The following is a 24141-nucleotide window of genomic DNA, read 5'->3' as shown; positions in this document are numbered from 1 at the left end:
CCGGAAAGTCGCGCTGACGGCGAGCATGCGGAAGATGATTGTAGTGCTAAATGCGATGGTGAGGGATGGGACTTACTGGGGAGAGTGCGATGTCAAGCAGGCTGCTTGACATCACAGTCGCTTGTTATGCATTACGCCTCCATTCTCTCAGGAAGGTGCGCCTCTAAGATCTTGACTATCTCCTCGATTTTTTCAGTTTGATAGTAAACAAAAACCTTACCGAATTTACCGCCATTTGCTACTACAGCATTAATGCCGTTATCACTGAAACTATCTATCGATTTTAGCTGGCTTAGAGGGAATGACTTCTTCCTACCCCAATAGTTACGCCCCGCGATCACTCCGTCTTTAATAGTTACATATGCCAATTTAAACCAGACAGAAATTATAAGGGCGAAAAAAGCTGAGAGCAGCCAGCAACCCAAGATCAGGCCAACCGTACCCAGCGGGGTTAAATGCTTAAACGTTTCTCCAAAATTAAACCCAGAAGATACGTACCGAACCAACATTATTGCGGACACTGAAAAAATGATGGTTAAAGACATGTACTTTGTGAGCGAACGCCAAAGTTCTTTCCAATTAACTTCGTACTTCATATTTTCCTTGATGTTGCATAACAGTTTATTCAAAGGACGCGTCTTTTTATCTAACTGTCGCCTATCTACAGTGCTGACGGCCTCTGAAATCAAAATTTTTCTTTTATTTCAGTAAGTTGGCGCTACTTTTAGGGAAGAGCGTCCGCAAAAATGCGACGCGTCGCATTTTTCTACCAGTAATCCTGTCACTTGATCTTAAGGCCCAGCCCTTGTAAGTCAATCACTTAGCTAATTTTTGCCGAAGATAGGCGACGCATCGCGTGATCCAGGCGTTTGACAGTGGTAACCAGTCGCAAATACTGTATAAAAAAAACAGTTCAGCGGAGGTTGTTATGGATGATATCCGCCATCGGATCCCGAAAAGCAAGGCAGGGAGGTTTATACAGCGTCTGAGGCTGCACATGCGCGAAGCTGGACTATCGTACCGTACGGAACAGACTTATATTCACTGGATCAAACGCTACATTCACTTTCATAAGCTGCGCCACCCTACTGAAATGGGCCCAGGGGAGATTGAGAGGTTCCTGTCAGAGCTGAGCGTAGAGAGAAATTGCTCGGTAAACACCCAGAGAATCGCATTGAACTCACTCGTGTACCTGTACAAGCGCTTCCTCGGCAGGGACACCGATGCCCTCAACTTCAGTCCGGCACAACAGCCGCGTCGCTTACCGGTTGTGTACAGCCCAGCGGAGATCGGAGCGATTCTCGACCAGCTACAAGGCATTTACCGCCTACAGGTAGAACTGATGTACGGCACTGGCCTGAGGAGTGCCGAGTTGCTTTCATTACGCGTGAAGGATATTGATTTTGGCAGCAACAATATTTATGTACGCGCCGGGAAAGGCAACAGGGATCGAACTACCATGTTGCCCCAGGGCTTGCAGACGGAGCTGCGACGGCAGATTCGGCGGGTGGAACTTCTTCACACCCAGGATCTGGTTAACGGCCTGGGCGAGGTTTTTCTCCCGGATGCATTGGCCCGCAAGTATCCGAACGCCGCACGGGAACTTGGCTGGCAGTACCTGTTCCCCTCAACAATTACCTCTATCGACCCTCGTTCGGGCACCGAGCGCCGCCACCATATGCATGCCTCCACACTGACCAAGCACGTGCGCAAGGCAGTTCGCAGCGCAGGTATCCATAAACCGGCCCGCACTTACGCCTTCCGGCACAGCTTTGCCACCCACCTGCTGGAATCCGGCTATGACCTGCGGACAATCCAGGAGTTCCTGGGCCATTCCGATATTGGCACCACGGAGATCTATACCCATGTAGTGAACCGGGGCGGCCTGGGTGTATTGAGCCCGGCGGATCGTCTCAGGACTGCGCTGCCGTCCGGCTAACTTCCCTGGCGACACCGGCAGGCCATCACGGATCACACTGGCAACCCCACGGCGGCTGAGTGGCCGTCCTGGCACGACTGGCCGGCGGCATACCAACCTTCCCCTGTCAACGAGACCGTTCTCCACGCTAGAATGGGCGCTGAATCCACCAGCAAGACGTCCCGGATGCCCGTCGAGTTCACCAGCCTGCAGCAACTGCTTGAGCATATCGCCATTACCGCACGAAACCAGGAGCGAGTATCGCTGGACCTGGTGTTGCGCGCGGTCGGTCGGCGCTCCTTTGCCCCGGTGCTGCTGCTGGTGGGCATTATCCTGTTTTCGCCTCTCTCCGGTATTCCCGGGCTCCCCACTACCATGGCGATCCTGGTGCTGCTGGTGACGATTCAGCTCCTGCTGGGCCGCCACCACTTCTGGCTGCCCCAGTGGATGCTGCAACGCTCCATCTCCAAGCAGAAGCTGCTGACAGCGCTGCACTGGCTGGAAAAGCCGGCAGCCTTTATCGATAACTGGCTGAAGCCGCGGCTACGGTTCCTGGTGCGGCGTACCGGCACTTTTGTTATTGCCCTGATCTGCACCCTGATTGCGCTGGCACTGCCGGTCATGGAGGTGGTTCCCTTCTCCGCCACTATCGCCGGCATTGCCCTCGCCGCTTTCGGTCTGGCGCTGGTGGCCCATGACGGCGTCCTGGCACTGGCGGCTTTCTGCCTGACTGCCACCACGCTGGTCACCATTGGGTTCGGTTTACTCTCCGCGGCATAAGCCAGCCCCCACGGTTTTCCCCTTTTGGAAGAATGGCGCACCGATCTACCCTAACTTCTTCGCTTTGCGTCAGCCGGGCGCGTCCCGGGCTTGCTTACTCTCGCGGCCTCTCTTACCTTTCTATCTACCTGCCCAGCCGCCATTCCGGCGCAACTCGCATTTCCGGGCTTATTAAAAGAAAAACAGCAGTACGGTTCGTTGATCCCAGTACTCGATGTCCGCTGCCCGCCGGCATTCTGTACGGCCGTGCAGGCTAGTCAGGGCAGGAGCTACAAGGGCTTTTCCGTTTGGTACCCACACCAACCCGCACAACCTTATGAAGGGAGCTGCACCATGAAGTCCGTCAATGAAATGATCGAGGATATCCTTCGCCGCGAGGGTGGCTTTGTCGACCACCCGGCCGATCGCGGCGGCCCCACCCGCTACGGTATTACCCAGAACACCCTGTCCAGTTACCTGGGGCGTGCGGCACAGTACGAGGAGGTACGAAACCTCGATCGGGAGGTGGCCCGGCAGATCTACGCCCGCGATTACTATTACCAGCCGCAGATCGACCAGCTGCCGGAGGAAATACAGCCATTCGTGTTTGATTGCGCGGTCAATCACGGCCCGGGGCGGGCCATCAAGTTTGTCCAGGCGGCCTGCAACCGGACCGGCTATACACCGCTGCTGGTGGTGGATGGCGCAATGGGGCCGAATACCCGGGCGGGTGCAGAGTGGGCCCAGGCGCAGCTGGGGGCGGCCTTTATGCGGGCTTTGCTGGAAGAGCGCCGCGACTTCTACCGCCAGATCGTGGACCGGGATCCGTCACAGGATGTTTTCCTGGCCGGCTGGATGAACCGTGTGAGGGAGTTTGAAGAAGAGATTGCCTGACGGACGTGGCCAAAAGGGGGCGCCGCCCCCTTTCCCGCGCACGCTTCTTACGGCGCAGACGCCTCGCGCTGCGGCAGGCCCAGCCATTCGGGCTTGCGGGTGATCACCGCAATGGCAACCAGGTCGTAAACCCCATGCCAGCTTGCCACCAGGAGGACACTACCCGTCAGCCAGTAGGCCAGCCCCAGTACCAGCCCGAAAGCCAGGGTGATAAAGAAGTACAGCGGGGTCATGGCGTGCAGCAGGGCAAACAGGAGCGAGGCAATCACTATGCCCAGCGCCGGGGAGAACGCCCCGGCCAGCCACTCCTGCAATAATACCCGAAAGAGCAGTTCTTCCCCCAGCCCCGCCAGCAGCGACACCACCACCATTTGCGGCCAGGTAATCCCGGCCAGGAGGGGTCGTAGCATAGAGACAATCCGCCGCAGGCTGCGGCCGATGGGCAGTGACAGGCGTGTCAGCCACATGGCCAGCGCATAGCTCACAACGCCCCCAAGTGCACCCCAGAACAGCGCTCCATAGCCGGTGTTCCCCGACCAGGAAAACGGCATTCCGGACCAGGCAGTGAGCCCGCCGGCGAGCAACAGCAGCGCCACCTGCATGCGAATCAGCAGGCCGATTCTGGCTGCACCGGGTGACTCCAGGTACTGCATTGCCCCTCCTTTCGGATATTTCGCAAACACCGGCCTGCACGGCTTTCCCACTATCCTCGCACGAACTGGGTCAGCGTGGGGCCGGTGCCTCAACCGCCACCAGCCGTGCGTGGCCGTTGCCGGTAATTTTCAGGCGCGCGTGGGCGGCCTTGCGCAGGACCTTCTCCAGCCACAACGCCTCTTCCTTTGGTGCGAAGAACGCCTCGATACCGTAGCGCACACGATAGGCCTCGCCACTGTCCCGGAACCAGCTGCCGCTGACACGGCCACGCAGGAACAGGCCCTCTTCCGGCGGCTCCAGGCCCGCGCCGGCCAGCCGGTACACACCGGATTTGGTCTCCTCGAGAGCGATATACACCACCTCGCCCTGGCGCAGCTCATGCTCGCCAAACAGGGAGGCATCCAGCTCGGAAAAAGGATATTGCAGTCGCGCGTAATTCCCGCGGAACATCGAGCGTGGGTCCACCGGGATGGTTTTCACCAGGATTTCCTCGCCCGTCCACAGCGGCACCTGTGCTTTCAGGTACATGCCCACCAGCACCAGGAACTGGAACAGGATCGCCAGTGCCAGCCCCTTCTTGGCTCTCCGCGTCATGGGCGCTTCTCCCGGTCGGTTTCATCCAGTGCCGCCTGGTAGTGCTTCCAGTAGCGGGCCGCCCCCAGCAACAGCAGTGCGAACAGGGCAAACATTACCGCACCACCAATGTAATCACCGATCAGGTCGATATAGCGCAGGAAGGCAGTCACCAGGATGGCGGCCACGCCGAGGAAGAAGTAGTGGGAAATACCACTGTGAATCCCCCGCACCACCAGCCAGATACCGAAACCGATCATCAGGAAGTTGGCAGCCACCTGGAAGTAAACGGCATAGTCCTCGTTACGCACTGTCGAGACCGCCAGCACTACCAGCCACAGGGCCGCCAGCAGCACTGCCGGGAACACCCTGCGCCCAGCCCTGCGACCCAGCCACACGGTAGCCACGGCGAACAGGAGCAATACCAGCCACATGCCCAGCCGGTGCTGCCAGCCGGCATCCAGCAGTTCCTCCCAGGGCCCGGCAAACCCCAGCACCAGCAGGGAAAGCACCGCGAAACGCAGGCACCACACCGAAATCACCGCGGCGTAATCGCGGGCCACATTGCTTTCCCGTCCGGACAGCCACTGACTGAAAACCGACAGCAGCAGGAACATGGCCGCGGCCACCGCCAGGTTTTCCGCATGCAGGTCAAACAGGTAGAAACCGCTCTCGTAACGCCACAGCGCCGCCAGCGAATACTCGATCCAGAAACCGGCACTGGCAATCACCAGCAACAACAACAGCACGCTCTGCGGGCCGCGCAACAGCACATACAGCATGGCGATGATAAACAGGGGGAACAGGGCGGGATAAAAGCCGAAACTCACATCCATAAAGAACCACAACAGGCCCAACAGGCCCGCCTGCATGGCCAGCCACGGATTGCGGGTGAGCAACGCGAACGGCAAACACCCCAGTGCCCACCAGAAAATGCCGTCGGGCATATACTCGCCCAGGTGATAGATCTGGGCGATAAGGATGATCGAGGCCCCGAAGAACAGGTTGCCCAGCAGGAACAGCCCGATCCCGCCGCCGGAGTCACCGGAGAGGTAGCGCTTCAGCCCCATCCCCTGGGTGCCCACGGTCAGGCCGATCAGGCCCCACATGCGCACCGCCCGCGGGATATTGTCCCAGTTGGCCCCCAGTAATGTGATCAGCGCGAGGCCAATAAACAGGAAGCCCAGCCCCACCAGCACGTTGTAGCCAAAGCTGCGGTGCCGGGCCTGTTCATAGTCCACGCCATAGCGGCCACAGATTGCCTCCGCCTGGTCCCGGCTGATCAGCCCGTCGTCCACCCATTCGGCGGACTCCCGGGCCAGGTCGTTTTTCAATAAGCGGATCAGTCGCATGGGCCCTGGGCGGCTCCTGTTGGGTAATTTCTGGGAACACTTCACCCGGACCGAACAAAACGGACGGGATGGTCACGCGCCAGTATCCCACAGGGCCGGCCGGCCACACCACACCGTTAACTTGCCGCAACTGACCAACTATTAACCAGCCGACATTGATTAGACCAGCCTATCAGAGCCATTTAAATAGATTATTTTTATTGATGAGCCGCAACCCATAGTATTTGCCTCGTTCCAGACAAACAGACCGCAACATTCACTTGCAACGAGGAGACGACAATATGTCCCGTTACATCGAATCCGAACTGAAACCCTTCCAGGCCAAGGCTTACCAGGCTGGTGACTTCTTCGACATCAGCGACGCCGACGTTAAAGACAAGTGGGCTGTGTTCTTCTTCTACCCGGCCGACTTCACCTTCGTCTGTCCCACCGAGCTGGGCGACCTGGCTGACAACTACGACGAGTTCAAGAAGCTGGGCGTGGAGATCTACTCCGTATCCACCGACACCCACTTCACCCACAAGGCATGGCACGACACTTCCGAAACCATCGGCAAGATCCAGTTCCCGATGATCGGTGACCCCACCGGCACCATCACCCGCAACTTCGGTGTGATGATCGAGGAGGAAGGCATCGCCGACCGCGGTACCTTCGTGATCGACCCGGAAGGCAAGATCCAGCTGGTGGAAATCACTGCCGGCGGTATCGGCCGCGACGCCAGCGAGCTGCTGCGCAAGATCAAGGCCGCCCAGTACATCGCCGCGCACCCGGGTGAAGTCTGCCCGGCCAAGTGGAAGGAAGGCGAGGAAACCCTGGCCCCGTCCCTGGACCTGGTTGGCAAGATCTAAGCAACTTCCCAATTGATTCCGGCCCCGGCCGGGATCAAGCGGGGCAAGCATGCGGGAGCCCGCCTGCCGGCGAGGCCCACAGAGCCTCCGGGACTGCGACGGCGGGCTGGCTCCCGCACCTCCCCTCTCCCCGAGGGACCAACCCCAAACTTGGCCCGCCCCCCGCGGGCCCTTTTTGAACGAATACACACAGGACACACCGATGTTGGATGCAAACCTGAAAAAACAGCTGGACACCTACCTGCAGAATATCGTCAATCCGATCGAGGTGCGTGTGTCCGGTGACGACTCCCCCAAGTCCGCCGAGCTGGAACAGCTGGCGAACGAAATTGCCGGCCTCTCGCAGAAGATCGAGGCCAGCGCGGGCAATGGCAAACGCACGCCCAGCATGGCCGTGGGCCCGGCGGGCGAAGAGCCCCGGGTAAGCTTTGCCGGCATTCCCCTGGGCCACGAATTCACCTCGCTGGTGCTCGCCCTGCTGCAGGCCGGCGGCCACCCGTCCAAGGCCGACCCGCAGGTGCTGGAGCATATTCGCCAGCTGCAAGGCGAGTTTCACTTTGAAACCTATATTTCGCTGTCGTGCCAGAACTGCCCGGATGTGGTGCAGGCCCTGAACCTGATGGCGACCCTGAACCCGAACATCACCCACGAGATGATCGACGGCGCACTGTTCCAGGATGAAGTGGAGCAGCGCAATGTCATGGCGGTGCCTTCGGTTTACCTGAACGGAGAGCACTTTGCCCAGGGCCGCATGACCCTGCAGGAAATCGTCGACAAGATCGACACCGGCGCCGCCGAGCGCAAGGCCGCCGAACTGAACCAGCGCGAGCCTTACGATGTGCTGGTCGTGGGCGGCGGCCCGGCCGGTGCCGCGGCAGCCATTTACGCTGCCCGCAAGGGCATCCGCACCGGCCTGGTGGCCGAGCGCTTTGGCGGCCAGGTCATGGATACCGTGGGTATCGAGAACTTTATCTCCGTGCCCTACACCGAGGGCCCGAAACTGTCTGCGGGCCTCGAGCAGCATGTGAAGGAATACGGAGTGGACATCATTACCGAGCAGCGCGCCGCCGCCATCCAGCGCAATAAGATGCTGGAGCTGGAACTGCAGAGCGGTGCCACCCTGGCGAGCCGCTCGGTGATACTGGCCACCGGTGCCCGCTGGCGCGAGCTGGGTGTGCCCGGCGAGGCCGAGTACCGCACCAAAGGCGTGGCCTACTGCCCGCACTGTGACGGCCCCTTCTTCAAGGGCAGGCATGTGGCGGTGATCGGTGGCGGTAACTCCGGTATCGAGGCGGCCATCGACCTGGCGGGTATCGTCAAGCATGTCACCGTGCTGGAATTCGCCGATACCCTGCGCGCCGACGACGTGCTGGTACGCAAGGCCCGCTCGATGGGCAACGTGGATATCATCATGAACGCCCAGACCACCGAGATCCTCGGTGATGGCAACAAGGTCAATGGCCTGCGCTACACCGACCGCGTGAGCGGAGACAGCGTGCACCTGGAGCTGGCGGGTGTATTCGTGCAGATCGGCCTGGTGCCCAATACCGAGTTCCTGCGCGGCAGTGACGTCGCCATGAACCGCGTGGGTGAAATCGAGGTCGACGATCGCGGCACCACCTCGATGCCCGGGGTATTCGCCGCCGGCGACGCCACCACCGTGCCCTACAAGCAGATTGTGATCTCCATGGGCCAGGGCGCCACCGCGGCACTGGGTGCCTTTGACTACCTGATTCGCCATTCCGAAGAAGAGGACGGGTCGGAGGCCGCTGAGAGCGCCGAACCGGAGCAGCTGGCGCAAAGCGCATAACCCGCAGCCATCAATAGGGCAGCCGCGTCCAGCGCGGCTGCCCTTACTTTTTGCCTAAAATTCCCCACCCGGTACGCCCACGGGTCACCATTTCCCCGAAGGCCATTCGCCCTGTTCCTCGCCTCGCCCCCGCGAAGCGACATGTCATGTGGAAAAATCTCACCCGGAATCCATCCTTAGGGACACGACACCTGAAAACCGGAACGAGATGACTATCTTCTCCAAAAACAACGCCGGCCTGCTGCAGCTCGCGCTGAAGGCCATGGACCTCTATGAGGGCAAAATTGACGGCATTGTGGGCCCCCTGACCCTGACCGCCATCCAGAAAGTCGAGGCACTGGCATTCGACCGCCCAGCGGTAGAGAAGCCCGAACCAGAGGAGCCCGCGGAAAAGACCGACGAGGTCGAGGACATCATCGAGGACCAGGGCGCAAGTATTGAGCATGCGCTGGTCTTCACCCTGAAAAACGAGGGCGGCTATGTCGACCACCCTGCGGACCGCGGCGGCGCCACCAACAAGGGCATAACCATTGGCACCCTGTCCGCCTACCTGGGCAGGGACGTAAGCAAGGCCGAGGTCAAAAACCTGAGTTATGAGACCATCAGGGATATTTACAAGCGCAACTACTGGGATGTGCTGAACCTCGACCATGTCGTCGACCAGAGCATCGCCACCGCCCTGTTCGACATGGGCGTGCTCTGCGGGACGGGCACGGCCGCCAGGCTGTGCCAGGACGTGCTGGATATTCCAGAGTCAAAAAAAATGGATGCCGGCACCCTGAAGGCTATCAACAGGGTCGCCGATGACGAATTTATCCCCGCCTTCATCGACCGGAATATCAGGCGATTTGAAGCCATTGTAAAAAAGCGGCCCTCACAGCGAGTTTTCCTGCGGGGCTGGAAGAACCGCGCCAACCGGCTGCGCACACTGATCGAGACCGATTCCGTGGACGAAAGATCGCCGGAGTCCGTGCCGGACGAACCCATTGGTGACGGTCTCTACACCCTGGCCGACCAGGTCGGTGTGCCACGGGACGATATCAGCAAGATGATCAACTGGCAGAGCAAGCACCATCCCACCTCCAACCCCCGCTACTGGGCGATTTTCAAGATCCGCGAACACTCCCGTAACAAACGCCTGTATGTCTTTGATCGGGTCGCCAGGAAGGTCGAGCGCTTCCATGTCACCCACGGCAAGGGCAGCGACCCCAATCATGATGGAATCGCCACGGAATTTTCCAACCGGCCCGATTCCCATATGAGTTCACTGGGGCTCTGCCGGACCCTGAATGAATACCGCGGGCGTTACGGTAAATCCCTGCGGCTGGAGGGACTGGAGCCGAGCAACAACAATGTATTCAAGCGCGCCATCGTTTTCCACGGTACTCACTACGCAGGTGACGACTGGGTCCGGCGCCACGGCCGCTGTGGACGCTCCTGGGGCTGCCCCGCTGTGGAGCACGCAGTGGCTCCCGGGCTGGTGGACAAGCTCAAGAATGGGTCGCTGCTCCTGGTTTGTTGACCGTCACCCGCAGCCAGGCGGCCGCTTCCCCGGATAATACCCGCGTGGCCGGGCCGCTTTCCGGCTAAACCGCATGCGTGTATTTTTCCCTGCTGCCCGGGGGCATTTGCCCCGGTAACCAATAAAAATCCGCACTTGCCCACCGGGACAGGGTAGGTGCCGAAAATTCCGCAACCTTTCACACCACTTTTCATTTACTGCCGACCGGGACGTTGACAAGCGTTGCGCGGGACCGGAAGATCAGCCCGGTTACAAACACTGTTTTGCCTTGCCGGAGCGGTTTGGATATTGTCTTCAGCCAGCCCGGAACCGTTTAAATAACAGGCGATCAAATCCGGAACTTTCCGCCATTCATAACCGCAGGAGCTTTCATGCAAATCAAGCAACTTATTGCCGTACTTGCTGCTTCACTCGGGGGCCTGTCGCAGGCTGCCTTTGCCGACTGGAATATTGTTACCGACCAATCAGAAATCAGCTTTATGTCGGTCAAGAAAACCACGTTTGCAGAAACGCACAAGCTCAGCAACATCACCGGTGGTATCGAGGATTCCGGCCAGGCAAACATCAGTATCGGGCTCGCCAGCGTTGAAACCGGGGTGCCGATTCGCAACCAGCGGATGCAGTCCATGCTGTTCAATACAGAACGCTTTCCGACTGCCACCGTATCGGCGCAGATCGACAGCGACAAACTCGCCAGGCTCCAGGCAGGGCAAACCTATGCTGCCGAGCTGGAGATGGAACTGTCACTCGCCGGCAGCAAGCAGACTGAGCCTGCCATGGTGCAGGTGACAGGCCTGGAGAATGGCCGCGTCATGGTATCTACGTCGGAGCCCATCATTGTCAACGCCGGCAACTACGAGCTGGTGCAGGGAATTGAAAAGCTGCGCGAGGTCGCTGGCCTTGACGCCATCAGCACGGTAGTACCCGTCACCTTCCAGCTGGTGCTGGACAGGGAGTAAACGGGTGGCGGGGCCCCGCCCCGCCCGTCTCTTTACTGGTACAGCCTGCCCCCAATACCGTACAGTTCCGCGACCACCGCCGTTAACCCGGGATTGTCCAGCTGCCACCTGTTGCACGGCGCCCCTTTCTTCTGCCCTCCCTTCCCTGGTGGCCCTGAAAAAGAGTTGTTGACTTACTGGGCAGCACCTATACACTGGGGGCAGCTAGAAAATCAGCTCCTGTTGACTCCCTCCGGTTTCGAAGCATTAGTCATAATACTCGTTCTGTAGTACCGCAATATCAGCCAATTTTCCGGCGCTCCCGATCCTTACGGGTCGTAATTTTCATGTTTTCTATAGGACTTATATTATGTCTAACGCAGTAAAAGGCACCGTGAAGTGGTTTGACGAATCCAAGGGCTTCGGTTTCATCCAGCAGGAGTCCGGTCCCGACGTATTCGCCCACTACAGCGCCATTTCCGACTCTGGTTTCAAGACCCTGGCCGACGGCCAGCAGGTAGAGTTCAACGTCACCAAGGGCCCGAAAGGCCTGCAGGCTGAGAACATCGTGGTTATCTAAACCCGATCTCCGGCGCGCGGGCCCGGCCTGCGCGGCGGTACCTGAAGGCGCAATATGCGCCGTTAAAAGCAAAGCATTCGCTTTGCTTTTTTTATGCCCCGCTCGCGGCCCACTATCCCCTTGCGCCACCGGTACCAGTGCGGGGCTGCGAGGCGCGGGCATCTTGCTGGCGCTCTCCCCCTGCTCGCCACTAACGACCCCTCTCCCGAGTCAACTCAACCGAATTCCTCCCCATAACTGCCCGGATGCGCAAGATGGATCAGGCTCCACTACCGGGTCGCGAGTTATGATGTGCCCATTCAATCCGGGGGAACGGGGAGGCATTGCTTGAATACCAGGAACAGGATCGAAAAGTTAAGGGCATATATTGATGCCAACCTGGACGGCGACCTGGGCCTGGTCCAGCTGAGCCGTGTGGCCCACCTCTCGAGGTACCACCTGCACCGCTGCTTCTCTGCCAGCCAGGGCATTACCCTGGCCCGCTACATCAGCCGCCTGCGCCTGCGCCGGGCCGCCTGGCAGCTGGCGTACCGCCCTGCCCTGCCAGTCACCGACATTGCCCTTGCCGCGGGCTACGGCAGCACTGAGGCATTCTCCCGAGCATTCCAGCGACTTTCCGGCAGCGGCCCCACCAAATTCAGGACACAGCCGGACTGGGCATGGCTGGAAGGGCAGGATCAGCAGACCACAAGCCGCGAGGTTCCTATCGTGAATAACATTAACCAATCGCCGACAGTTGAGTTGGTGCAGTTTGCGCAGGTACTGGTAGCACGACTCGACCACGTCGGCCCGCCACAGTTGCTGGGCGATACCATCCGCAAGTTTATCGCCTGGCGACGGCTGCACGGGCTGTCGCCGGCGAAGAGCCGCACTTTCAACCTGGTCTTTGACGACCCCTCCGCCACCCCGGCAGCGGAGTATCGTTTCAGTCTCTGCGCGGAGACCCGTGGCCCGGTGGATGGCGACGATACCGCCATCTACGCCGATATGATTCCCGGCGGACGCTGTGCGCGGGTACGCCACTGCGGGCCGGACTCCGGTCTGGAGGGGGTGGTGCGGGCACTGTACAGCGACTGGCTGCCCGGCTCGGGCGAAGAATTACGGGATTTCCCGCTGTTTTTCGAGCGGGTCAGCTTCTTCCCGGACGTGCCGGAGGCTGAAATGGTGACCGATATTTACCTGCCGCTGGCATAGCCAGCACGAACCGGCCACTGCACCGCCCCGGCCAGCAACCTGCCCGCAGCGTTAGCCGGTGGATTTTCCGGCGAAGAAGCGCTGGTACATCACCGGCACCACTACCATATTCAACGCCGTGGAACTGATCAGGCCGCAGAGGATGACAATGGCCATGGGCGCCTGGATTTCACTGCCGGGCTGGCCCGCGGCCAGTGCCAGGGGCACCAGCGCAAACGCCGTGGCCAGGGCGGTCATCAGGATGGGAACCAGTCGCTCCTCGGCGCCCTGCCGGATGGCGTCCGCCAGCGCCATCCCCCCGTCCCGCTGCAGCCGCCCGATATGGTCCACCAGGATCACACCGTTGCGCGTGGCAATACCAAACAGGGTGATAAAGCCGATCACTGCCGCAATTGTGACGATGCCGTCGGTGAGCCAGACACCCAGTACTCCGCCAATCAGGGCCAGTGGCAGGTTCAGCATCACCAGCCAGGCTTCACGGGTATTGCCGAAGGCAGCGACCAGCAGCAGGAAGATGCCCACAATCACCAGTGCCCCCAGCAACATCAGCCGGGTACCGGCGGCTTCCGCACTCTCGAACTGGCCACCGTATTCGATGTGGTAACCGGTGGGCAGGGAAATGCTGTCCCCCAGGGCCACGCGGATATCCTCCACCACACTGATCAGGTCGCGACCGGCGACATTGGCCATCACCACCAGCTTGCGCTGTACATTTTCGCGGCTGATGGTGTTGGCCCCGCGTTCACGACGGATATCCGCGATTGCCGCGAATGGCACTCGCGCACCGTTGTCGAGGGTCAACATGGTCTCGCGCAGGGTGTCGATATTGTCCCGGGCGGACTCGGGGAAACGCACCACCAGGTCGAAACTCGCCTGCCCTTCCAGGATCCGGCCCACTTCGGTGCCGGTAAAGGCGGTCTCCAGTGATTCGGCCGCTTCAGCGACTGTCATGCCGTAATTGGCCAGTGCCGGGCGATTGAAATTGACCGCGACAAATGGAATCTCACTCTGCTGCTCCATCGCCACGTCCACGGCACCGGGGATCTCCGCTACCCGGGACTCCACCTGCTTGCCCAGGCGACGCAGCTCAAACAGGTCCTCGCCGAAAATCTTGATTGCGATATTCGCCCGCGTGCCGGACAGCATATGGTCGATCCGGTGTGAGATCGGCTGGCCGATCACCACGTTGGTTCCGGGAATGCCGGCAAAGCGTTGCCGCAGGCTCGCCAGCAACTCGTCTTTCTCCCGCTCCTGCATCACCAAAGTGACATCGATTTCGGAGGCGAAAACCTGCTGCGCATGGGGATCCAGCTCGGCGCGGCCGGTGCGGCGCGCGGTGGCCACCACCTCCGGCTGCTCCAGCAGGATCTTCTCCACCCGCTGGCCGATTTCATCCGAGGTCTCCAGCGATGTCCCCGGCAGGGTGACCACGCTGATGGTGAGGCTGCCCTCATTGAATTCCGGCAGGAATCCCCGGCCCGCCAACACCAGGCCGGCGATGGCTACCAGCAGCAATGCGGTGGAACCTGCCAGGACACTGCGCCAGTAGCGCATGGCACCGGCCAGGACCGGTCGGTAGCGGGCCTTTAGCCAGCTGATAAAGCGGGTATCGTGATCCTTGTGCACCGGGTCGCTGTTTGGCAACAACAGCAGGGACAACACCGGCGTAACGGTAACAGCGACCAGCAGCGATGCCGCCAGGGCGACCACATAGGCCAGGCCCAGGGGCTCGAGCAGGCGGCCCTCCACACCACTGAGGAAAAACAGCGGCAGGAATACCAGGATGATGATCAGCGTCGCGAAGACAATCGACCCCTCGATTTCGCGGGTCGCCTCGAACACCACGGCGACATTGCTGCGCCGCCCGGCCTCCGGCAGGGCATGGTTTTCCCGCAGGCGCCGCACAATGTTTTCCACCACGATAATGGCATCGTCCACCAGCGCGCCCAGCGCAATGGCCATCCCGCCCAGGGTCATGGTGTTGATACTGCCCCCCAGGTAACGGATTACCAGCACTGCCACCAGCAGTGACAACGGGATTGCCAGCAGCGCGATACCGGTTGCCCGCGCACTGAACAGGAAGGCGAACATGATGGCAACAACCAGGATGGCCCCGTCCCGCAGGGCGGCGGCGAGGTTATCGACGGCGACGTTGATGAAATCAGCCTGGCGGAATGCATCTGTCTCAATACGCATGCCCTCGGGCAACGACGCCTGGATATCATCAATCACGGTATCCAGGCGTTTTGTCAGTGCCAGCGTGTTGACGTCGGGCTGTTTCTGGATACCCAGCACCACCGCCGCCTCGCCGCGGTAGGAGCCGGTACCACGGCGCGGCGCCGGGCCGGTCTCGACACTGGCCAGGTCGCGTACCTGCACGGGCACGCCATCGCGGGTGGTCACCACGGCCTGGCGGATATCTTCCAGGCCGCGGGCGCGACCCACACCCTGGATCAAAAACTCCTGGTCGTTCTCGGTGACAAACCCGGCGGATGCATTCTGGCTGGCGGCGGCCACCGCCTCACGCAGCTGGCCCAGGGTAACGCCATAGGCCGCCAGGCGTTCCGGTGTGGCGATCACCTGGAACTGGCGCGTCTGGCCGCCGGTGGGAATCACCTGGGCGACACCCGGCACTGCCAGCAGGCGGCGGCGCACGACCCAGTCAGCCGTGGTCTTCAGGGTCATCTCGTCGTGTACATCCGAGGTCAGGGCAATAAACAGGATCTCGCCCATGATCGAGGTAACCGGTGCCAGCACCGGCGACGGCAGGTCCGGAGGCAGCGACGCGCGCACGGTCTGCAGCTTTTCGCTGACAATCTGCCGGGCACGGTAGATATCCATACCCCACTCGAACTCCACCGTAACCACACTGATACCAATGCCGCTGTTGGAGCGCACACGCCGCACGCCGCTGGCACCGTTCATGGCCGTTTCCAGCGGAAAGGTAATCAGCCTCTCGACATCTTCCGGCGGCATTCCGTGCGCCTCCGCCACCACCGTCACCGATGGCGCGGTCAGGTCGGGGAACACATCCACCGGAGCCTTCAGCGTCGTCCAGGTGCCCCAGACGAACAGCAGGGCTGCGCCGGCCAGGATCAGCAGGCGATTCCCCAGGGACCACTGGATTATTCGATCAATCATTCGCTATTCCCAACATCAGTGTGCGTGGCCGTGCCCCACTTCGTCACCACCGACCGATGCCAGCTTGACGAAATAGGCCCCCTTCGAGGCCACCCGCTCACCCGCTGCCACGCCGTCCAGCACCTCGACCATCTCACCGTCGACAATACCCAGCTCCACCGGGCGACGCGCGAATGTCTCACCGCCGGTCTGCACATACACTACGTTGCGGCCGCCATCATCAATCACCGCACTGCGCGGGATAGCCAGCCGCGGCTCCGCCGGCGCCGTGAACACGTGCGCGGGCAGGCGTGCGCCGAGAATGGTCGGCCCCAGGGAAACCGGGTACTCGACCGTGACGTGCGCCGTGCGTGTTTTCGGGTCCACGGCAGAACTGACCTGCACTACACGCGCGCCACTGGCTTCATCCAGCACTACCGTGTCGCCCCCTGCAGTTTCTAGCCAGGCGCCACTGGCTGCGGCGACATCGGCGGCAAAGCGTTCCGGCACCGCCAGGTCGAGCCAGCGACGATCCTGCGAGGCAATGCGGAAGACCCGCTCCCCGGCCTGCACGAATGCGCCCGGGCGGGCATTGAACTCGACCACCTCGCCCGCGACCGGTGCACGCAAGGCAATGCCGGCCTCGGCACTGCCGCCCTGGTACTGTTCGACGCGCGCCCTGGCGGCTGCGAATTCTGCCCTGGCGACCTCCAGTTCTTCCCGGGCTTCCACCAGCCGGCGCTCGGCGATCGCGCCCTGCTGGTAGAGTCGCTCCAGGCGCTCGACATCGCGCTTGGCCAGTGACAGTTGCGAACGTGTCCGCTCCATCGCTACCAGCAACTGGCCAAAGTCGGTCTCGCCGCCCAGGCGCGGTACCAGGTATCCCAGCACGGCCCCGCTCTCAACCACATCCCCGGCCCGGGCCATCCCCGCATGGGAGAAATAACCATCCGCGGGAGCCCGGATCTGGGCGCCCGCGTCCGCGGGTGCATCCACGGTGGCAAACGCCGGTACCGACGGGCGCATGGGACGCAGCTGCGCCTCGGTGGAGGCAAATGGGTTGCTCCACTGCTGCTCTTTCAGGTAACTGATGTCACCCTCGGGTTCAGCCTGGCCAACCACCGCCTCTGCCGCCGACGGGTAGACCTGCACCATGCCCAGGTCATGGGTGGCCTGCAGCTCCCCATCCTGCACTACGATCAGCAGGCGGAATTCCCCCGCGTCACGCGGCTTAACCCCCGGGGTAAAAATGCCGGTACGCGCGGGCTCCCGCACACGGAAACGGGCGGCTATGCTGTCGCCCCGCTTGAGAACCACGTCGACGCGCCCGCTTTCCAGCGGCGCCGAGTCGGCAAGCCGGGTGACATGGGCGGCAAATTTCGAGGTCTGCCCGGCAACCAGGGGCGGGAATTCAACAAACATTTCAGTGGTATCGGTGTAGTCGGTAAAGACCAGGGTCGGCCCCGCATCACCATGGCCATGTCCACCGCCGTCGTGGCCGCCCTCTCCATGAGCGCCTCCTGCCCCATGACCGCCGCTGGGTCCATGTGCATGGCCGTGGCCGCTGCCTGCGGGTTCGCCGCAGGCAGCCAGGCCGAAGCCGAGCGCGGCCAGTGCCAGCGCCCGGACAAGGTTTTTAGTGCTCATGCTCGGAATCGTCATCATGGCTGTGTTCGTGGGAATCTTCCTCTGCGGCTTCTTCAGTGGTGTCGTCCTCGTGGGTGTGCGTTGCTTCACCGTGCTCGTGGCCTTCTTCCTCGCTGGACGCACCCTCCTCTGCTGGCGCACCGGTTTCAGCTTCTTCACCGTAAAACGCCTCGGTCTCGGTTTCGTCGTGGGAATGGGCCCCGTCGCCGTGGTCGTGCGCGGCATCATGGCCCTCGCCATGAGAGGCGTCGTCGTGGCCATGTCCGCCCTCTTCGTCGGCGTGGCCTGACTCGCCTTCATGGGGATGCCCGTGATCATCGTCCTGGCCACAGGCGGACAGCAGGAACGCGGAAAACGCGATGGACAGGATCAGTGCAAGCTTGTTCATAATTCACCTTTTATCAGTTGGAGTTGGATGTAGGACTGTCGCGCAGCGCGCGCGCGGCGCACCGCCTCGCGCTGCGCAGAAAGTTCAGTGCGGTGGGCATCGATCAGTTCCAGGACACTGACCTCACCCGCGTCATAGGCGCTCTCCGCAATCGATACCAGCGACCTGCCGGCAGAGGCTTCGCGCGCGGTAATTGCGGCACGCCGGCGGGCGCGCAGTTCCCGGAGTACGGCCCGGGTCTCCACCGCGAGGCGTGTCTCGAGCAGCGCGCGCTCAGCCTGCAGTTGGTGCGAGCGGGCAGACTGCGCCCGCGCCTCGCCGGAACCGTTATCAAACAACGGCACTTCCACCCCCAGGGACAGCAGCTGGCCGTCGGCAGATACCTCGGGATCCTCAAATTCACGGCGCCCCACCCCCAGGGTCAGCTCCGGCCAGCGACGGCGTTGCTCTGCCCTGGCGGAGAGGGATGCGGCCTGTACTTCTGCTTCCAGCGCCTGCAGCATCGGATGCCCGGACAGTACAGTCGCCAGCTCCACCGAGCCAGCTGCCGGAGGGAGCAGCCCGCCGGCCAGCGGCATCGGTTCGGACCCGAGCAGGCTGAACAGGCGGTCCGCTGCCGATTCCGCCGCAGCCCGGGCGTCCAGCGCCTCACCGCTGACCAGGGCCAGCTCTTTCTCCAGCCGCAGGGCATCAAACTGCGAGGCATCACCCGCCCGGGCGCGGCTGGCAACTGCCCCGGCCAGCTGTGCCAGCCGATCACGCCAGCCGCTCACCGCAGCGGCCTCACGCTCGGCTGCAACCGCGGCGTAGTAGAGGCGACGCATCTCGGCCACCAACTCACGGCGTTTCAGGTCGACGCGGGCGTTTTCCGCCTGGCGCTCACTGGCTGCCGCATCACGCTCCAGCCCGTGTACGCCGGCAATATTGAAGCGCTGGGTCAGCCACAGGTAGCGCTCCTCTGCCGTGCCGCTGTCCAGGTCGAGGCCTTCATTGCTGTATTCAATTTCCGGGTTCGCCCAGCGCCCCGCGGCGTCGGCGCGCCCCGCCGCCGCTTCACGCCGTGCGTCCAGCAAAGTGGCGATGTCCGGTTGCGCCAGCCCGCGCCGCACGGCCTCGGCCTCCGTGAGTCCGGGCGCGGCACGAACGGCCCCGGCGGCCAGGATCGCACCGATCAATAGAAGCAATCGCATGAAGTCAGTGTCCCGTGAGAAGTCCGAGCAGGGTCTCCAGCTCGTGGTGCGCGCCAGCCGATAACAGCGCCAGGGCACAAATGGCAGCGAGCAGAATTCCAGAAAAAACACGGCCATTCCCTCTGCTCTCAATGGGACACAGCAATCGCTCGATACGCATCACGGCGTCGGCCCCCGCCACCGAGAGCCCGGGCATTACCTCGCCACGTTGCAGGCGGAAAACCTTGAGCAGGGTTGCGGCGACCGCTTCCCGGCCGAAGCGGCCCGCAACCCGGTCATCCGCGCTTTCCTCCATCCCCTGGCGCCACTCGCTGCGCAGGCGGGACGCGGTAGCCGGCAGCTGGAGCAGCAGCAGGATTTCGAATACCCCGTTGTAGAGAAGGTCCCGCGCGCGCACGTGGGACACTTCATGCGCAACCACGATGCGCCGCTCCCGCGCTTCCAGCCGGTCGAGCAGGCCCCGTGACAGGATCACGCGCGGCGAAAATGTGCCCGCAGTGACGGCAAAAGGACTGTGATCCTCAACGGTGTGTATTTTGCGATCGGGACGGCGTCCCTCTACCAGCCGCAGCAGGCTGCGAATATGTTTGCCCGCCCGGTACTCCCGGCAGGCAAAGCCGACGATGATGTAGCTGATACCTGAGAGGAGCAGCACAGCCGCAACGAACTCGACAAGCCCGAGATCAATGGCCGGCAGGTGCCTGAAACAGAGATGGGGATGCCCCGGGCCGTGGTAGATACAGTGATCCACCACCCAGCCCAGGGACTTGCCCAGTGCCGTCGTGGCAACCGCTGCGACCAGGGCGGCCATGGCCAGCAGAGGCAGGGCGGCAAGGGTAAAACTGTGGCGACGACGTGCCAGTGGCGACAGGCCCTCGCGGAAAGCAAAACGGGAAACCAGCGCACTGGCCAGGCACCCCATGGCCCAGCCGCCCGCTGCCAGCAGGACAAACAGCCAGGCCAGGGAAAGAATCGCGTTCATTGGCCACGCCTCCCCTGGCGGCGCTTGCGCAACTCCTCTTCAAGGCGTTCCAGGCTGGATTCATCGATATCCTCGGCGGCATCCACAAAGGCCGCCAGGGAGGAAACCGCATCGCCACCAAAGCGACCGAGGGTCTCGCGGATATAGGAGGCAATCAGTCGCTCCCGCTCGACGCTGGCGGTGTAACGATAGGCATGGCCGCGCTTGCTGCGCGTGAGCAGCTCCTTGCGATGCAGTCGCTCGAGGGTGGACTGCACGGTATTCAGGGAGATACCCCGCTGGCGACCAATGCGCTCATGCACCTCCTTCGCCGAGCACTCCGGTGTCTCCCAGGTGATCTCCAGTACTGCCACCTCCAGGTCCCCGAGTGCGGGGGTTGGCTTCGAGGTTGCGCCCATGTCGCCTCCTGCATTCCAGCAATACCCTCAGTGTATTGGCCCAAAAAACCGATCGTCAATCGGTTTTTAACAGGAAAGCCTGGGTATGAGCGCCAGGGCCGCCGGAGCGCCGGGCACAAAAGACGCCAGTTGCGTTCTGGGGTAGCATGTGGACCACAAGATCCATAACAGATTCAGGCCGGAGGTTCCTCGTGTCCCGATTGTCCCTTGCTACCGCCCTATTCTCCTCAATGGCTGTCGCCGCCCCAGTCGTCGCACAGCCCGCAACCGACTCTGCACTGCTGGAGCAGATCCGGCAGGACGTGTCCGCAGAGCGAATCGAGAAGGATATCCGCACGCTGGTTGGCTTCGGCACCCGCCACACCCTGTCAGAGACCAAATCTGACACCCGGGGGATTGGCGCGGCCCGTCGCTGGGTCCACGACGAGTTCCAGCGTATCAGCGACGCCTGCGACGGCTGCCTGGAGGTCTATTACCAGTCAGACTTCGTCGAGGGGGAAAAGCGCATTCCCGAGCGCACGGAAGTGGTCAATGTGATTGCCGTGCAGCGCGGCACCGTGGACCCCGGCCGTTATGTGATCATGTCCGGCGATATCGACTCCCGGGTTTCTGACCCCATGGACTACACCTCGGACGCACCGGGAGCCAATGACAATGCCTCCGGCCTCGCCGGCGCCCTGGAGGCTGCGCGGGTTCTGAGCAAGCACAAGTTTGCCGGCTCGATCGTCTACGCCGGGCTCTCCGGCGAGGAACAGGGCCTGTTCGGCGGCAAGATCATGGCGGCTGCGGCAAAGAAAGGCGGCTGGCGTATTACCGGCGTGCTGAACAATGACATGATCGGCAATATCGAGGGCATCAATGGTGTGATCAACAACACCACCGCGCGGGTGTTTATGGAAGGTACCCGCATGAACGAGACTGCCGATGAGGCCCGCGCGCGCCGCTTCTACGGTGGCGAGGTGGACTCCCCCTCCCGCAATCTGGGGCGCTACGTACACCGTATCGCCGAGGACTATATTCCCAACCTGGACGTGATGATGATCTATCGCCTGGACCGCTTCGGTCGTGGCGGCCACCATCGCCCGTTCAATGACCTGGGCTATCCCGGCGTGCGTATCATGGAAACCAACGAGAACTACAACCGCCAGCACCAGGACCTGCGCACTGAGGACGGCATCCGCTACGGCGATGTGATCGAGGGGGTAAACTTCGAGTATGCCGCCAAGCTTACCGGCCTCAACGCACTCACCATGGCCGCCCTGTCCAGGGCCCCGGCGCCGCCGGCGGATGTCACCATCGAGGGCGCGGTGTCCCCCGATACCACCCTGAAATGGAAAGCAGCGGGCAACGGGAATGAAGATATCCTGGCCGGCTACAAGGTCTACTGGCGGCTGACCTCTGAACCCACCTGGACCAACAGCCGCTTTGTCGGCAAGGTGGATGAGTACACCCTGGAGAATATTGTGATCGACAATTACTTCTTCGGTGTTGCCGCCGTAAGCAGGGACGGCTTCGAGAGCCCGGTGGTTTTCCCCGGCCCCGCCGGATCTTTCTACCTGGATGGATCAAAACGGGACTGAGTCTCGACAGACTGATACCCGCCCGTTTCCCCTGCCGCGCCGGAACTGCGCTCGCGCGGCAGGGGCACCACTCCCCGCACGTTGCCTCGCCGGGACCGCACTCCCATCCCCCCTCCCTGCCATACCATCACAGCTGCCGCCGGGCTCACCCGCTGGATTGATGACTATCATTGGGAAGTGTCACCCCGCCCGCAGGAACCGCCCTGCGAGTATTGCCATTTGACGCGCCCTTTGGGCACCCCTGTGACAGGAGAAAGCTTTATGGGAACCGGACCAGTCACCACAGGCAACAGGACAGTCCATCACGCAGTCGCGATAATTACCCTGCTGCTGGTCACTGCCGGCGCCAATCTCACCGGCTGTGGTAAAGAGGACAATGGCCACGCCCTGAAAGAAGACACAGCGCCTGCGAAGCAGCAGGAGGCGACCAGTGAAAACACCGGGCAAGCGGAAACCGGCAATGGCACTGGCAACGGGGCCGGACTTACCGATGAGGAGCTTGAAGAGCTGATTTCGCGCTCTTACCAGTACGTCGCCATGTACAACGTGAACAACAAGTTTGCCGAATCCCAGGGAGGATGGAACACCTGTGTCGCTGACACCCAACTGAAAGACCATACCGTGCGTGAAATAGCACGACCAAATAATGACACGCTGTATATAAGCTGCCTGCTGGACCTGCGCAGTGAGCCTATCGTTCTCAACGTACCACCATTCAATACCGACTACGCCTCATTGATGATCACCGGCTACGATCATTACGTGAATATCCCCCTCGGCTCCCGCAAGGGTGACTTCCAGGAGCCGAAGAAAATACTGGTCTACAGTGCGCGGACGGACGGCTATGACGGCACGCCGGTTGACGGTATCGACCAGGTATTTGAGGCCACTGGCGACTTTGTCTCTGCGGTTTTTCGTGTAATGCCGCACAGTGACGAGCCGCAACGCTTCCAGGAGATCACCGGGCAAATGCAATCCGTCGAGCCGGTCACCCTCAGCGAATACCGTGGAAATCCCCCCAAAACCAGGCAACCCGTGGATTTTCCCGCTACCGGCGAGACCGATGTCGCCATATTCGGCAACAACCTGCTCGAAGTGATGCAGTTTGTATTCAACCACACCACTTTCGATCCCGATAACCCGCTCGACCAGCGCTTGCTTGCCATCTACAAGCCACTGGGTGTGGAGCCAGGCAGGGAATTTGATCCAGCATCAGTAAAGCAACTGGATAGCGAGCGTACTCGCGACATGGCAAAGCGCATACAGGAAGAGGGCCTGGCGCAAATGAATAACCCCGAACTGATGGAGAGGATCCAGCCGAAGATGTTCCAGCCCAAGGGCGAGACCGACCTGGAAACCCTGCTGGCAGTATCCATCTACGGCCCCATTGGCGTGCCGCGCGAGGAAGCCGTCTACCCGACAGTCGATTCCGGCGATGGCGAGCCGCTCAATGCGATGCACGACTATGTCGTCCGCATGGACAAGGATTCGCTGCCACCTGCCGGGGCCTTCTGGTCACTGACCCTTTACGACCTGGAGAATGGTTTCTTCATTCCGAATGAGCGCAAGAAATACAGCGTGGGCAAGAACGCGGGTATGAAGCTGAACGAGGAAGGCGGCATCGATATCTATATTGCGGCGGAAAAGCCCGAGGGAGTGCCCGAAGAAAACTGGCTACCCATCGAGCGCAAGGACATCGATCTCAACCTGGTGCTGCGAATTTACGAGCCCGACCTGGAAAAACTTGGAAAATGGTCACCGCCGGAGGCAGAAAAACTTTCCGACTGAAACTGC

21 protein-coding genes are annotated in these 24141 nt (G+C 61.4%); 11 read left to right on the top strand and 10 right to left on the bottom strand.

The genetic code is table 11. The features are described 5' to 3' along the window. Window positions 1-131: 131 nt before the first annotated feature. Window positions 132-596, bottom strand: coding sequence for a hypothetical protein (locus ACH6CX_RS06185; protein ID WP_396675184.1), 465 nt, complete (start codon window positions 594-596; stop codon window positions 132-134). Between the two features lie 332 nt (window positions 597-928). Here ACH6CX_RS06185 and ACH6CX_RS06180 point away from each other — a divergent pair, with 332 nt between their 5' ends. The 3 genes from ACH6CX_RS06180 to ACH6CX_RS06170 all read left to right on the top strand — a co-directional run bounded on the left by ACH6CX_RS06180 (window position 929) and on the right by ACH6CX_RS06170 (window position 3571). Next, on the top strand, window positions 929-1939 hold the full coding sequence (locus tag ACH6CX_RS06180) for an integron integrase (protein WP_396675183.1): 1011 nt from the start codon (window positions 929-931) through the stop codon (window positions 1937-1939). A gap of 165 nt (window positions 1940-2104) precedes the next feature. After that, window positions 2105-2698 carry an exopolysaccharide biosynthesis protein gene (locus tag ACH6CX_RS06175; protein ID WP_237063613.1) on the top strand — a complete coding sequence of 198 codons (594 nt, stop codon included), beginning with the start codon at window positions 2105-2107 and terminating at the stop codon, window positions 2696-2698. 333 nt (window positions 2699-3031) lie between these two features. Further along, the gene (locus tag ACH6CX_RS06170) at window positions 3032-3571 is read left to right on the top strand and encodes a glycoside hydrolase family 108 protein (protein ID WP_232941974.1); all 540 of its coding nucleotides are present in this window, start codon (window positions 3032-3034) and stop codon (window positions 3569-3571) included. A 47-nt stretch (window positions 3572-3618) separates the two neighbouring features. On the opposite strand, the gene ACH6CX_RS06165 is transcribed toward ACH6CX_RS06170, so the two are convergent. The 3 genes from ACH6CX_RS06165 to ACH6CX_RS06155 all read right to left on the bottom strand — a co-directional run bounded on the left by ACH6CX_RS06165 (window position 3619) and on the right by ACH6CX_RS06155 (window position 6150). After that, a complete protein-coding gene (locus ACH6CX_RS06165) occupies window positions 3619-4224 on the bottom strand; it encodes a lysostaphin resistance A-like protein (protein WP_396675182.1) in 606 nt (201 codons plus the stop codon). Between the two features lie 70 nt (window positions 4225-4294). After that, window positions 4295-4819, bottom strand: coding sequence for a GDYXXLXY domain-containing protein (locus ACH6CX_RS06160; protein WP_396675181.1), 525 nt, complete (start codon window positions 4817-4819; stop codon window positions 4295-4297). Next, a complete protein-coding gene (locus tag ACH6CX_RS06155) occupies window positions 4816-6150 on the bottom strand; it encodes a DUF2157 domain-containing protein (protein WP_396675180.1) in 1335 nt (444 codons plus the stop codon). Before ACH6CX_RS06155 ends, ACH6CX_RS06160 begins: the two co-directional genes overlap by 4 nt. A 281-nt stretch (window positions 6151-6431) precedes the next feature. Here ACH6CX_RS06155 and ahpC point away from each other — a divergent pair, with 281 nt between their 5' ends. The 6 genes from ahpC (at window position 6432) to ACH6CX_RS06125 (ending at window position 13042) form a co-directional block, all read left to right on the top strand. Then, complete coding sequence (gene ahpC / locus ACH6CX_RS06150; RefSeq protein WP_396675179.1) at window positions 6432-6998, top strand: alkyl hydroperoxide reductase subunit C; 567 nt, start codon at window positions 6432-6434, stop codon at window positions 6996-6998. A 202-nt stretch (window positions 6999-7200) separates the two neighbouring features. Further along, window positions 7201-8808 (top strand): alkyl hydroperoxide reductase subunit F, encoded by a 1608-nt coding sequence (gene ahpF / locus ACH6CX_RS06145; protein WP_396675178.1) that lies wholly within the window; start codon window positions 7201-7203, stop codon window positions 8806-8808. Between the two features lie 208 nt (window positions 8809-9016). Continuing rightward, window positions 9017-10330, top strand: a complete 1314-nt coding sequence (locus ACH6CX_RS06140) for a murein L,D-transpeptidase catalytic domain-containing protein (protein WP_396675177.1) — start codon at window positions 9017-9019, stop codon at window positions 10328-10330. 371 nt (window positions 10331-10701) lie between these two features. Continuing rightward, window positions 10702-11289 (top strand): YceI family protein, encoded by a 588-nt coding sequence (locus tag ACH6CX_RS06135; RefSeq protein WP_396675176.1) that lies wholly within the window; start codon window positions 10702-10704, stop codon window positions 11287-11289. A gap of 349 nt (window positions 11290-11638) precedes the next feature. Continuing rightward, on the top strand, window positions 11639-11848 hold the full coding sequence (locus ACH6CX_RS06130; protein WP_232941958.1) for a cold-shock protein: 210 nt from the start codon (window positions 11639-11641) through the stop codon (window positions 11846-11848). 327 nt (window positions 11849-12175) lie between these two features. Continuing rightward, the gene (locus tag ACH6CX_RS06125; RefSeq protein ID WP_396675175.1) at window positions 12176-13042 is read left to right on the top strand and encodes a GyrI-like domain-containing protein; all 867 of its coding nucleotides are present in this window, start codon (window positions 12176-12178) and stop codon (window positions 13040-13042) included. Between the two features lie 51 nt (window positions 13043-13093). Here the strand turns inward: ACH6CX_RS06125 and ACH6CX_RS06120 are convergent, their stop codons facing one another. Genes ACH6CX_RS06120 through ACH6CX_RS06095 form a run of 6 tightly spaced genes read right to left on the bottom strand, consistent with a single transcriptional unit; the run spans window position 13094 to window position 20767 of the window. Beyond that, on the bottom strand, window positions 13094-16183 hold the full coding sequence (locus ACH6CX_RS06120; RefSeq protein ID WP_232941955.1) for an efflux RND transporter permease subunit: 3090 nt from the start codon (window positions 16181-16183) through the stop codon (window positions 13094-13096). Between the two features lie 15 nt (window positions 16184-16198). After that, entirely contained in the window at window positions 16199-17809 is a 1611-nt protein-coding gene (locus ACH6CX_RS06115; protein WP_396675174.1) for an efflux RND transporter periplasmic adaptor subunit, read from the bottom strand. Beyond that, window positions 17799-18197, bottom strand: a complete 399-nt coding sequence (locus ACH6CX_RS06110) for a hypothetical protein (protein WP_396675173.1) — start codon at window positions 18195-18197, stop codon at window positions 17799-17801. Before ACH6CX_RS06110 ends, ACH6CX_RS06115 begins: the two co-directional genes overlap by 11 nt. Then, window positions 18194-19387: a TolC family protein gene (locus ACH6CX_RS06105; RefSeq protein WP_396675172.1), complete on the bottom strand. Its 1194-nt coding sequence runs from the start codon at window positions 19385-19387 to the stop codon at window positions 18194-18196. Before ACH6CX_RS06105 ends, ACH6CX_RS06110 begins: the two co-directional genes overlap by 4 nt. Window positions 19388-19391: 4 nt before the next feature. Further along, window positions 19392-20369 carry a M56 family metallopeptidase gene (locus ACH6CX_RS06100; protein ID WP_232941947.1) on the bottom strand — a complete coding sequence of 326 codons (978 nt, stop codon included), beginning with the start codon at window positions 20367-20369 and terminating at the stop codon, window positions 19392-19394. Beyond that, a complete protein-coding gene (locus ACH6CX_RS06095; protein WP_232941945.1) occupies window positions 20366-20767 on the bottom strand; it encodes a BlaI/MecI/CopY family transcriptional regulator in 402 nt (133 codons plus the stop codon). Before ACH6CX_RS06095 ends, ACH6CX_RS06100 begins: the two co-directional genes overlap by 4 nt. A 191-nt stretch (window positions 20768-20958) precedes the next feature. Here ACH6CX_RS06095 and ACH6CX_RS06090 point away from each other — a divergent pair, with 191 nt between their 5' ends. Both ACH6CX_RS06090 and ACH6CX_RS06085 read left to right on the top strand, forming a co-directional pair. Then, window positions 20959-22347, top strand: a complete 1389-nt coding sequence (locus ACH6CX_RS06090) for a M28 family metallopeptidase (RefSeq protein ID WP_396675171.1) — start codon at window positions 20959-20961, stop codon at window positions 22345-22347. Between the two features lie 261 nt (window positions 22348-22608). Further along, window positions 22609-24135 (top strand): DUF1214 domain-containing protein, encoded by a 1527-nt coding sequence (locus ACH6CX_RS06085; protein WP_232941941.1) that lies wholly within the window; start codon window positions 22609-22611, stop codon window positions 24133-24135. Window positions 24136-24141 lie beyond the last annotated feature (6 nt).

Source organism: Microbulbifer sp. JSM ZJ756 (assembly GCF_044383805.1).
Classification (GTDB): Bacteria; Pseudomonadota; Gammaproteobacteria; order Pseudomonadales; family Cellvibrionaceae; genus Microbulbifer; species Microbulbifer zhoushanensis.
This window is presented reverse-complemented; position numbering and strand designations above follow the sequence as displayed.